Origin of the sequence: Burkholderia sp. WSM2232, assembly GCF_000472545.1 — a bacterium.
In the GTDB taxonomy this organism is placed as follows: domain Bacteria; phylum Pseudomonadota; class Gammaproteobacteria; order Burkholderiales; family Burkholderiaceae; genus Paraburkholderia.
On sequence record NZ_AWZV01000003.1, the window covers coordinates 128408 to 140106 of the forward strand.

Below are 11699 nucleotides of genomic sequence, written 5' to 3' on the forward strand. Positions count from 1 at the left end.
GGCATCAAGCCGGCCACTCTATTTGAAAGGATCGTCATCATGGCCGAGATCAGTCGCGGCGCGCTGTTCGGCAAGCTCAATTCGCTTGCCTACCGGAGCATCGAAAGCGCCACCGTGTTTTGCAAACTGCGCGGCAACCCGTATGTCGAAATGGCGCATTGGGTGCATCAGATCCTGCAATTGCAGGACTCCGACCTGCACCGTATCGTCAGGCACTTCGACGTGGACCCGTCGAATCTTGCTCGCGATCTGACCGCGGCGCTCGAGCGTCTGCCGCGCGGCAATACGACGATCAGCGATCTCTCCGCCGACGTGGAGGAATCGGTCGAGCGCGCCTGGGTCTTCGCCACGCTGATGTTCGGCGAGGCTCAGGTTCGCACGGGCTATCTGCTCGTCGGCGCGCTGCGCACGCGCCATTTGCGCAACGCGCTGCACGCGTTGTCCGCCGAGTTCGCGAAGGTGAAGGCGGAGGCGCTGGCGGATGCGTTCGGCGAGATCGTCGCGGGATCGCCGGAAGAGCGCCTTGAGGCGACCGACGGTTTCCGTCTGGGCCTCGCACCTGCGCCCGGCGAAAGCAGCGGCTCCATTGCGCCGGCGCAGATGGGCAGACAGCAGGCGTTGCAGCAATTCACGGTGGATCTGAGCGCACAGGCGCACGAGGGCCGGCTCGATTCTGTCGTCGGGCGCGACAGCGAGATTCGCCAGCTCATCGACATACTCATGCGCCGCCGCCAGAACAATCCGATGCTGGTCGGCGAGGCGGGAGTCGGCAAGACCGCCGTTGTCGAGGGCTTTGCGCTGCGGATCGCGCGCGGCGACGTGCCTCCGGCGCTCAAGGACGTGGTGGTGCGCACGCTGGATGTCGGGCTGTTGCAGGCCGGCGCCAGCATGAAGGGCGAATTCGAGAACCGGCTGCGGCAGGTGATCGACGAAGTACAGGCGTCGCCCAGGCCAGTGATTCTCTTCATCGACGAGGCGCACACACTGGTTGGCGCGGGCGGCGCGGCCGGCACCTCGGACGCCGCAAATCTGCTCAAGCCGGCGCTCGCGCGAGGCACGCTGCGCACGATCGGCGCGACGACATGGGCCGAGTATCGCAAGCACATCGAAAAGGACCCGGCCTTGACGCGGCGGTTCCAGACGGTGCCGGTCGACGAGCCCGATGAAGAAAAAGCCATTCTGATGATGCGCGGTGTCGCGAGCGCGATGGAGCAGCATCACCGGGTGCAGATTCTCGACGAGGCGCTCGAAGCGGCTGTCGCGCTGTCGCATCGTTATATTCCTGCGCGCCAGTTGCCGGACAAGTCGGTGAGCCTGCTCGACACGGCTTGTGCGCGGGTGGCGATCAGCCAGCATGCGACGCCTGCCGAAATCGACGACATGTCCAAGCGGATCGAGGCGCTGGAGACCGAACAGAAAATCATCGAGCGCGAAAGGAGCGTGGGCATCGACGTGACCGAGCGCGAAGCGCGCGTCGCGCTCGCACTCGAGACAGCACGCGCGCGCCGCTCACAACGCGAGTCGGAATGGGCCGGAGAAAAAGCGCTGGTGGAGCGGATTCTGACGCTGCGTGCGCAACTGCGCGGCGGTAGCGCCGCGGTTGATAAAGCGAGTGAAGATGTCGCGCGGCCGGCAGAGGGCGAGGCGGACCGGATCACGCAAACGGGCACGGCCTCGGCGCCTGCGTTCGCAGATGTGCCCGCGCCCGACCCTTCCGCGCAGGCGGACATGCTTGCGGAGCTCAAGCGGCTGCAAGCCGAGCTCGCCGCACTCCAGGGCGAGGCTCCGTTGATCCTGCCGAGCGTCGATTATCAGGCGGTCGCCTCGGTGGTTTCGGATTGGACCGGCATTCCCGTCGGGCGGATGGTGCGCAGCGAACTGAAGACCGTGATGAATCTGGCGACCGTGCTGGGCGAGCGCGTGATCGGCCAGGACCATGCGATGGAAGCGATCGCAAAGCGCATTCAAACCTCGCGCGCCGGCCTCGACAATCCTGATCGTCCGGTTGGCGTGTTCATGCTCGCGGGCACCTCTGGCGTCGGCAAGACCGAGACCGCGCTGGCACTGGCCGAGGCGCTCTACGGCGGCGAGCAGAACCTCATCACGATCAACATGAGCGAGTTCCAGGAGGCGCACACGGTGTCCACGCTCAAGGGCGCGCCGCCGGGCTATGTCGGCTACGGCGAGGGCGGCGTGCTGACGGAAGCGGTGCGTCGCAAGCCGTATTCCGTGGTGCTGCTCGACGAGATAGAGAAAGCGCATCCGGACGTGCACGAACTGTTCTTTCAGGTCTTCGACAAGGGCGTGATGGAAGACGGCGAGGGCCGCTCGATCAACTTCCGCAACACGCTGATTCTGCTGACGACGAACATCGGCACGGAACGGATCGCGCAGCTTTGCAGCCGCCCGGCCGCCGTGCCGGATGCCGAGGCGCTCGCGAAGGCGCTGCGCGAGCCGTTACTGGACGTGTTTCCGCCCGCGCTGCTCGGCCGGCTCGTCGCGATTCCGTACTTCCCGCTCAGCGTTGACATGCTGGCGCGAATCGTCACGCTGCAGATGAACCGCATCAAGCGTCGCGTGGAGGAGCGCTACCGCGTGTCGTTCGACTATGACGACGAGGTTATTCGCCTGATCGTCGGGCGCTGCAACGAGAGCGAATCCGGCGGCCGGATGATAGACGCAATACTCACCAACACCATGTTGCCCGCAATCAGCCGCGAGTTCCTGGCGCGGTTGATCGACGGCGGCGAGATCCGGCAGGTTCGCGTAAGCGTAGAGCAGGGCGATTTCGCGTATTCGTTCGACGCCTGCGCGCCGGCTGTCACTGTGCCTGCCGATGCGCCTGCCAATGCGCTGGCATAGCGCGAAGGGCGCGCGTGCCGCGAGGAGCTTGGGTTAACTGATCTATATGAGGAGTTCAGAAAGTTGAGAGCCATTCCAAAGGTCATTCATATCATCTGGATCGGCGGCGATATACCGCAGCGGAACCGCGATTGCATCGTCACGTTTCCGAGGATGAATCCCGACTGGCAAGTCAATCTCTGGATCGACGCCAACCAGTTGTTGACCGGCGAACGCCGCCGGCAGATCAGCGATCACGTCAGCGCGCAAAGCGGTGGGCGCGTTTCTGTGGAGCAATGGCAAGACGTCGCGCGGAGCCTTGGGGAAAGCGGCGGCGATGCCGCCACGATCAGCTATCTGAAAGACTATCTGAACCAGCGCGGCGAGACTCTGCGAGGTATGCGCGCGCAGCAGGTCAACTCCATCATCAACTTTTGCGAGGCGAACGGAATCAAGCTGCGCGAAGTGCAGCGCGACCTGAAGATGGGCAAGAACGCAGCGATTTATCGCAGCGAACTCGTCAATCGCGGCGCCAACTTCGGCTCGGCCAGCGACATCCTGCGCATCGAGATTCTTTTGCAGTACGGCGGCATTTATGTCGATACGGACGTCAGTTGCGTGAGTCCGCTCGGCGACATTATCTGCCACCAGTCTTATCCGCGCTTTTCCGCCGTGAATGCCGTGTGGCGCAACGGCGTGAGCGAAAACGACTGGACAAGTGCGGACTGGTGGCGAGCGAATATTCGCGGAGATGATCCGCCACCCATCAGCAACTCGATCATCGCCAGCCACGCTCGCAGCAATGGCCTGAAGTCGTATAAGACACTCATCCATAGCAGGTTTCGCTCGCTGAAAACCAGCGACGACCTGCGCGCCCAGTACCTGAACGACGTGCGCGGAAGCACCATCAAGATGACAGGCCCCACCGCGGCGGCCGAGAGCTCCGGCTTCACGAAACTGCGCGACCAGATGTTCACGGACCTGGCTAGCTCGCAGAGTCCGGATCAGAGCCTTGAGAACAAGCTATTCATGCGCGATAACTGGTATTTCCCGATGCACAAGGTGAGAGACAGCTACTTCCACGACTGGCTTTGAGCCTTGCGTCATCGGTGCCGCTCAGTTTCCCCGCGTTCGACCGCGCGTCACTGCCTTGTCCCGCTTGCCGTGCGCCGCGTTTGTCGATTTTTTGCTTTCCGAGGAAGGAATAGATCGCGAGTCCCGGCTGTTGTGTTCTTCGAAAGACGAACCAACCGCGTCGGGAGATAAGGCGATGCCAGCAGGAAAGAACAACGATGGATTCGCGGAACTGTCCACACTGAGCGACAGGAATGTCGTGCAGTTCGTGACGAGGCTCATCCAGAACTTCGAGCACGGATCGAATCCCCGCTTCACATACCAGAATGTGCTGGCCGACGACGCGAAGGACAACAAGTCGAAGTCCGTGAACCTCATTTCGAACGCCGTCGTGATTCCGTGGACAGTGAGCGAAGAAGACGGTACGGAGGACGTCCTTTTTCTCTCTGCGCACGTGAACGCCACGCTGAAAATCGGTCAGCTGAAAAAGACCTCGCCGCTCAAGATCAATGTCAGCAAGTTCCATCTGACGGTGCGGCGCAAGCGTGTGCAGGACGCGATCCACCAGAGCGGCGTGACGGTCGACGTCGGACCCGAGTCGATCCACATTGGTGGGGCGAGCGACGGCGGTTGGGACAAACGTGCCGCGAACCTCGAAACGCTACGCAAGAAGCTGATAGAAGATTCGACGCTGCCCGCAAAAGAAAGCTTGATCACCAGCGAAGCACTCAAGGAGATGCTTGACGAGTGGGTCTCCGTGTCGCGTTTCAAAGGCGAGATCCGCGAGAGCTTCAAAACATCGCTCAAAACGCAGGTCGAGAGAAATGTGAAGTCGGCGGCGAATCTGCCCAGGTTCAGCGTGGACGTGGTCCTTTAGCACGCCTGGACGCTCGCGCCACGCACAACCTGGCGCGCCGCACCGACCGGACTTTCCACGCAACCCGCTCCCGTCAATCATCATGGCTCACGCAATTACGCTCGCCTCGAACCTCGGCGCCAGTCTGTTGTTCTCGAACATGACCGCGACTGAATCGCTCGGCCGTCTTTTTTCATACCGGATCGAGGCGATCAGCAAGAACCCGCAGATCGATTTGCGCGCGCTGCTTGGCACGCCGATGACAGTCAAGCTCGTCACTCCGCAAGGCTATACGCGGTACTTCAACGGTATGGTCAACGAGTGCGAGCAGGGCGGCTTTGTGAACATCGAAAACATGCGTTACGCCGTCTACACGTTCGGGGTCGTGCCGAAGCCGTGGCTTGCGACACGCCGGCGCGACTGTCGCATTTATCGAAGCATGAGCGTGCCGCAGATCGTCAAGTCGGTGCTCGCCGACGCCGGCTATGTAGACCTGAAACTGAGTCTAAGCGGTAGCTACGCTCCGCGCGACTACTGCGTGCAATACCGCGAGAGCGGCTTTGATTTCATTAGCCGGTTGATGGAGCAGGAAGGCATTTACTACTTTTTCACGCATGCGGACGGTGTGCACACCATGGTGCTGGCCGATGCGCTCGGCGCTCACTCACCTGTAGCCGGTTTCGAGCAGATCCCTTATGCGCCGCCTACCGAACGCGGCAAACGCATGAAGGCGTCTATCAGCGACTGGACCACCGCGCGTGCGATGAATGCAACGCGCGTGCAACTGGACGACTACGACTATCTGAAACCGAAAGCGTCGCTGCTCGCCACCGAGGACGTCACCGACAAGGACGATGCCCACAGCGTGAGCGGTCTGGACATCTACGACTACTCGTACGACTACGTGGGCCACGACCAGCGCCTGCAGGACGGTCAGCGCTACGCGCAGGTGCGCGTCGACGCGCTCAACGTGCCGATGCTGACGAGCGCCGGGCACACCGACGCATGCGGTCTCGCCACCGGTGCGTTGTTCAGGCTGAAGGACTTTCCGCTTGCGGAGGCGAATCAGGAGTATCTCGTGATCGAAACCGAGATGCGGCTCGTCGAGCCGGACTACGTGACGGGCGGCGGCGCGGACGAAGACGAGGAGCCGTTTCACTGCGCGTTCAGGGCGATTCGCAGCCGTCAGCCGTTTCGCACCATGCCGCTCACGCCGCGCCCCGTGATTGCCGGCCTGCAGACCGCGGTAGTAGAGGGCAACACGCCGGAAGACATTGCGGTCGACAAGTATGGCCGGGTGCAGGTCACGTTCTTCTGGAACCGCCCGGCCAAGCCGAACGCCCAGAGCTCTTGCCCGGTGCGCGTCGCGCAGATGTGGGCGGGCAAGCGCTGGGGCGCGCAGTTCATTCCGCGCGTGGGGCAGGAGGTGGTGGTCAGCTTTCTTGACGGCAATCCGGACAGGCCGCTGATTATCGGCAGCGTCTATAACGCGGACAACATGCTGCCGTACAGCCTGCCCGAAAACCGCACCCAAAGCGGCGTGAAAACCCGCAGCCTCACCGGCTCCGCCGAGGACTACAACGAGATCCGCTTCGAGGACAAAAAGGGCAGCGAAGAGGTGCTGATTCATGCGCAGAAAAATTTGCGCGAGGAATCGGAGCACGACCACGACGTGCAGGTGGCGCGCAACTACACGCTCACGGCCGGCAAGCAGATCAGGCTGGTGACCGGACTCGCGAGTATCACGTTAAACAGCACGGGCGAGATCGCGATCGAGGGCACCAACGTCACGGTGAACGGCGAACTCAACGTGGCAATGACCTCGGGGCTCGCGATGGAACTCAATTCCAAAGCGAATCTGAACATCAGTTCGATTGCCGCGATGGAAATCCTGTCCGAGGCCGACTGCCTCGTGCAATCCACCAACCTGCAACTGATCGGCACGGCCAGCGCAATACTCGGCGGCGCGGCACCGATGATCCTGCCGCTATGACCACGCTTTTCGACGCTGCCCGGCAGATGCGGCTTTCCGCGCCGGCGAACGCCCGCCTGGAACCGGGCATGACGCCGCGCGGCGCGGTACAGACGCTGCTCGACGACGGACTGGCCGCCGACGCGCTCAGTCTGCTCGCGCGCCTCCTGCCGCGTCGCTACACGGTTGCGTGGGTATGTCAGTGCGCGAGCCGCGAGGCCCTCGGCGCGCACGACCGCGAAGGTGTTGCGCTTGCCGAAGCATGGGTGCGTGCGCCGGGCGAGGCGCAGCGGGCCGCTGCGGCATTGTTCGCCAGCGAGCACCGCTACCGGACCATCGGCGCATGGGCATGTGCGTCAGCCGGCTGGACCGGCGGCAACCTGAATCCACGCAACGAGCAGCCCACGCCGCCGCCCGAACACCTGAGCGCGATTGCGGCAATGGCGGCCGTCACTTACATGGCCGCGCTGGTCCCGGCGCAGATCGACGCACGCCGTACGGCGTTCGTGCGCGACGCACTGGGACTGCTCGGCATCCCTAACAGTACGAGCGGAGCGACGCAATGAGAACGGCGCACAGTCTGATTCTTTCGGTGCAGGGCGAACGGGGCGAGCGTCTCGGAGGCCGGCGCGAGCACGTGTTCGACTGTCGGGACGGCAGCATCGGCCGCTCCGAAGACTGCGACTGGGTACTCGGCACCGAAGGTGTGTCGCGGCTGCACGCTCTGGTGCGCTATCTGAACGGCCTCTATTTCGTCGAGGACCGCAGCACCAACGGCATGCTGCTCAATGGCGCCGCTCTGCAAAGGGGCGATCCGGCGGCGCTGAAAGACGGTGACCGGTTGCAGATCGATACGTTCGAGATCGCCGTGCGTGTTGGCGGCGAGACGGTGGAGCAGGACCCTACCTCGCGCGATGCATCGAGAGAGGTTCGCGAAACGGCGGCGCCCGCACCATTGGCGGTAGCGTCGCCTGTCTCCGACATGGCAGCGGATCGCGTGCAGAACGCCGAGCCGCTCGATCTGAGCGTGCTGCTGCCGTCCCGCGGCGCCGGCGCGTCTGGCGGCGCAGGCTTTGCCGAAGGTCTGATTCCCGGTGCGGCCGATGCGTCCGCGGCGGGGTCGAGCCTCGATCCGCTCGCGCTCTTTGACGCGCCCCCTTCGTATTTCGACGAGGCGGCGCCCGGGGGTCCGGCTGCGCCGGACTGGAACCACATGCCGGCGGTCGCGGACCGGTTCCGCCCGCCGCAAGTCGAACAGCCGCGAGCGAGCGGCCCGCTGCTGCCGGACGATTGGGATGCAACTGCGAGCCGGGTCGAAGCGGGCTCCGGGGAGCAACCCGAGCCGGGCGATGAGGAGCAGGTCGCGGGAGCATCGGCGGATCAGTCGCACACGCCGAACTCGCCGCAGTCGTCGGATTTGCAGCATTCGCCGCGGGCTAGCGCGGATCTTCCGGATTCCGCCGTCGCGCCGGTCTCGTCCGTTGCACCGGTCTCGTCCGTTGCGACCGGCGCAGTGGTTTCGCAAATCGGTCCGGTGACAGCGGCACCGGTTACGGAGCGTTCCGCAACGTCATCAACGTCATCAACGTCATCAGCCAAACCAACATCACCGCCGTCACCACCAACGGCCACTCCGGGCCCCACCACAACCAGCGCGGTCCCGCCGGCATCCGCCGATGCGCAGTCGCAGCAATTGACCGACATGCTCCACATCGCGGTGGACGCGATGATGGACGTGCTGCGCGCCCGCGCCGAACTGAAGAACCGCTTCCGGCTGCCCGCAACGCTCATCCAGCGTTCGGAGAACAACCCGCTCAAGTTCGCGCCGACCGCGCAGGAAGCGGTCCGCAGGCTGTTCGCGCCGTCGGACGGCGGCTTCCTGTCCGGCAACGCGGCGCTCAACGATGCCGCCGCCGACATCCGCAACCATCAGATGGCAATGCTCGCGGGCGTGCGCTCGGCGTTCCAGTCGATGCTGGCCCAGTTCGATCCCGCGCGCATCGAAGAGTCGGAAGGCCGCGCGCGACGCTTGCCTCTCGGTGGGCGGCCGCGTCACTGGGAGCGCTACAAGGAGCAGTTCGACGCGCTCACCCGCGACCCCGACGAATGCTTTCGGCGCCTGTTCGGCGACGAATTCGCGCGGGCTTACGAGCAGCAGCTCGCGCACCTCAAGGCCCGTGCCATCGACGACCCGCAAGCGTGAGCGCAGCCACCGCGTCAGCGCACCGTCCGCAGCCGGGCGGCGCAAAGAGAACTTTTGATCGAACCGACACCATGACCCACAGCAACAAAGTCATATGGAGCGAAGGCTTGTTCCTCAGGCCGCAGCACATGCAGCAGCAGGAGCGCTATTTCGAGCGCTACGTGGAACTGCGCGCTGGCGCGCTGCGCCCGCATGGCTGGGGCTTCCAGGAACTCGAACTCGAACCTGACCTGCTCGCGATAGGCAAGCTCGGCATCAAGCGCGCGCGTGGCGTGTTCCCCGACGGCACGCCGTTTTCAATGCCGGGCGACGACCCGTTGCCCGCGCCGCTCGACATCGATCCGAACTGGCGGGATCAGATCGTTCATCTGAGCCTGCCGCTGCGCTCGTCGACGCGGCCAGACAGCGGCTGGAGCGGCGCGGGCAGCGCCGATCAGCTATTGCGCTATCGGGTTCGCGAGACAGAAGTCCACGACGCGTCCGGCAGCATGGAAGGGCTCACCGTGCTCGAAGTCGCGGGCATGAGCACGCGGCTCATGCCGCAGTCGCAGCCCGCCGAGGGACTGATGCAGATTCCGCTCGCCCGCGTGATCGAATGCCGGGCAGACCGGCGCGTGACGCTCGACGACGGCTTTATGCCGAGCGCATTGCAGACTCAGGCGGCCGAGCGTCTGGTGATGTTTCTGTCGGAACTGCTCGGCCTGCTTCACCAGCGCGGCGAAGCGCTCGCGATCCGTGTCACGCAAACGGATCGGGGCGGTGCCGCGGAGATCGCCGACTTCCTGATGCTTCAGGTCATCAACCGTTATCAGCCGCTCGTCGCGCATCTGGCCGAAGCGCCGCTATTGCATCCGGAAGCGCTGTACCAGCTGCTGCTCGAACTGGCCGGCGAACTGGCCACCTTCACCGCGCCCGCCAAGCGCGCGCAAAGCTTTCCCGCGTACCGGCACGAACTGCTGCGGGAGAGCTTCGAGCCGGTGATCGGCGCATTGAGGATCGCGCTGAGCGCCGTGCTCGAACAGAGCGCGGTGCCTATTCCGCTGCAACAACGCAAGTACGGCGTGTGGGTCGGCGTGGTGCCCGATTCGACGCTGCTCGACACGGCGACGTTCGTGCTCGCGGCGCGAGCCGACATGAAGGCGGAAGACATGCGCCGGCAGTTGCCCACGCAATCGAAAATCGGCCCGGTGGAAAGAATCCGCGATCTGGTCAATCTGCAACTGCCGGGCATCGGCGTGTCGTCGATGGCGGTTGCGCCGCGCCAGTTGCCCTATACGTCCGGCTTCGTGTATTTCGAGTGCGACCGCGGCTCGGCGATGTGGCGCATGCTGAAGACCTCCGGCGGCATCGCAATGCATTTCGGCAGCGGCTTTCCCAGTCTCGATCTGCAACTGTGGGCGGTTCGCGCATGAATACCGCCAATCGCGACGATCAGCCGGCCGGGCGTTTCGACGCCACGGTAATCCGCCCGCAGCCGCAAGCCGGCGCGGACGACGCCACGCGCATCATGCCGCGGCCGGCACCTGCGCGCGCTCACGAACCGGCAGCTTCCGCCGCGCCGCGCATCGAACTGGCCGACCTGATGAGCGGCGTCGTCAATCCACTCGTGCGCGCCGCCAATCCGCTGCTGCTGCTCAGCGTGCAGTTGCGGCACAGCGTGGCGGCGCCCGCCGACGTCGCGCGGCTGCGCGAGCAGGCCGTCGCACATGTGCACAGCTTCGAGCGTCACGCGCAGGACGCCGGTGTCAACACGCAAACCGTCGTGGCCGCGCGCTACGTGCTGTGCACCATGCTCGACGAAGCCGTGAACAATGCGCCGTGGGGCGACCTGAGCGGCTGGGCGCAAAAGACGCTGCTCGTGACGTTTCACGGCGAGACCTACGGCGGCGCCAAGTTCTTCCAGATTCTCGACCGGCTGAGCGTGGACTTCTCGCGGCATCTCGATCTGATCGAGATGATGTACATCTGCCTCGCGCTCGGTTTCGGCGGACGCTATCTGGTGGAGCCGGGCGGGCTCGGCCGTCTTGCCGACATTCAGGACGATCTGTATCGCCGGATTCGCGGCTTGCGTGAAGCGCCTGCTGCCGAGCTGGCGCCGCATTGGCGCGGCGTCGACGACCGCCGCAATCCGGTCATGCGTCACGTGCCGCTGTGGATCGCGGCGACCGCGTCGGCAGTCATCGTGATTGGCGCGTTCCTGTATTTCTTCACGCGGCTCAACGCGCTTGCAGAGCCGGTCGGCGCACAGCTTGCCGCAATCGGTCCCGGCAGCGCGCCGCCGCCTGGCAATGCCGCCGCACCGAAGCCGGCGCGCAACAGCCTGAAGGCGCTGCTTGCGCCGCTTGAACAATCCGGCGCACTGACCGTCGACGAGCAGCCCGACGGCCGCGACACGATACGCCTTGCGGCAGGCGCACTGTTTCCCTCGGGCGGAGCGGACCTTTCGCCCGACGAGATCCCGCTGCTGCGCCGCGTGGCCTCGGCGCTCAACGAGGTGCGCGGGCGCGTGATCGTGGTGGGCCATACCGACGATCAACCGGTGCACTCGCTCAAATTCAAGGACAACTTCGCGCTCTCGACGGCGCGCGCGCAGAACACGCTGGCGGTACTTGCACAAGGACTCGACGATCCGCGCCGGCTGGAGGCAAACGGTGCCGGTTCGTCACAGCCGGTCGCGACGCCGGCCGACCTGCCGGCAAACCGGGCGCGCAACCGTCGCGTGGAAATTCTGTTTATCCCGGAGAACTGAACCC

General features: G+C 64.6%; 8 protein-coding genes. All 8 read left to right on the top strand.

Features of this window, described 5'->3' with window-relative positions; all coding sequences use genetic code 11:
* Positions 1–39 precede the first annotated feature (39 nt).
* Positions 40–2862 carry a type VI secretion system ATPase TssH gene (gene tssH, locus F757_RS0100575; protein ID WP_035466007.1) on the top strand — a complete coding sequence of 941 codons (2823 nt, stop codon included), beginning with the start codon at positions 40–42 and terminating at the stop codon, positions 2860–2862.
* A gap of 63 nt (positions 2863–2925) precedes the next feature.
* On the top strand, positions 2926–3936 hold the full coding sequence (locus F757_RS0100580; protein ID WP_027209659.1) for a TcdA/TcdB catalytic glycosyltransferase domain-containing protein: 1011 nt from the start codon (positions 2926–2928) through the stop codon (positions 3934–3936).
* A gap of 175 nt (positions 3937–4111) precedes the next feature.
* Positions 4112–4792 (top strand): hypothetical protein, encoded by a 681-nt coding sequence (locus F757_RS0100585; RefSeq protein WP_027209660.1) that lies wholly within the window; start codon positions 4112–4114, stop codon positions 4790–4792.
* Positions 4793–4874: 82 nt separating this feature from the next.
* Positions 4875–6764, top strand: coding sequence for a type VI secretion system tip protein TssI/VgrG (gene tssI / locus F757_RS0100590; protein ID WP_027209661.1), 1890 nt, complete (start codon positions 4875–4877; stop codon positions 6762–6764).
* Positions 6761–7309 (top strand): DUF6931 family protein, encoded by a 549-nt coding sequence (locus F757_RS0100595; RefSeq protein WP_027209662.1) that lies wholly within the window; start codon positions 6761–6763, stop codon positions 7307–7309. Before tssI ends, F757_RS0100595 begins: the two co-directional genes overlap by 4 nt.
* On the top strand, positions 7306–8946 hold the full coding sequence (gene tagH, locus F757_RS0100600) for a type VI secretion system-associated FHA domain protein TagH (RefSeq protein ID WP_027209663.1): 1641 nt from the start codon (positions 7306–7308) through the stop codon (positions 8944–8946). The genes F757_RS0100595 and tagH overlap by 4 nt, the downstream gene beginning before the upstream one ends.
* Positions 8947–9017: 71 nt before the next feature.
* Positions 9018–10358, top strand: a complete 1341-nt coding sequence (tssK, locus tag F757_RS0100605) for a type VI secretion system baseplate subunit TssK (RefSeq protein WP_027209664.1) — start codon at positions 9018–9020, stop codon at positions 10356–10358.
* Positions 10355–11695, top strand: coding sequence for a type IVB secretion system protein IcmH/DotU (icmH, locus tag F757_RS0100610; protein WP_027209665.1), 1341 nt, complete (start codon positions 10355–10357; stop codon positions 11693–11695). Before tssK ends, icmH begins: the two co-directional genes overlap by 4 nt.
* Positions 11696–11699 lie beyond the last annotated feature (4 nt).

Bases quoted from the DNA above. Each gene is read 5' to 3' on its own strand.
- icmH (WP_027209665.1), top strand. From the start codon at position 10,355: ATGAATACCGCCAATCGCGACGATCAGCCGGCCGGGCGTTTCGACGCC.
- tssI (WP_027209661.1), top strand. From the start codon at position 4,875: ATGGCTCACGCAATTACGCTCGCCTCGAACCTCGGCGCCAGTCTGTTG.
- tagH (WP_027209663.1), top strand. From the start codon at position 7,306: ATGAGAACGGCGCACAGTCTGATTCTTTCGGTGCAGGGCGAACGGGGC.
- tssH (WP_035466007.1), top strand. From the start codon at position 40: ATGGCCGAGATCAGTCGCGGCGCGCTGTTCGGCAAGCTCAATTCGCTT.
- tssK (WP_027209664.1), top strand. From the start codon at position 9,018: ATGACCCACAGCAACAAAGTCATATGGAGCGAAGGCTTGTTCCTCAGG.
- F757_RS0100595 (WP_027209662.1), top strand. From the start codon at position 6,761: ATGACCACGCTTTTCGACGCTGCCCGGCAGATGCGGCTTTCCGCGCCG.
- F757_RS0100585 (WP_027209660.1), top strand. From the start codon at position 4,112: ATGCCAGCAGGAAAGAACAACGATGGATTCGCGGAACTGTCCACACTG.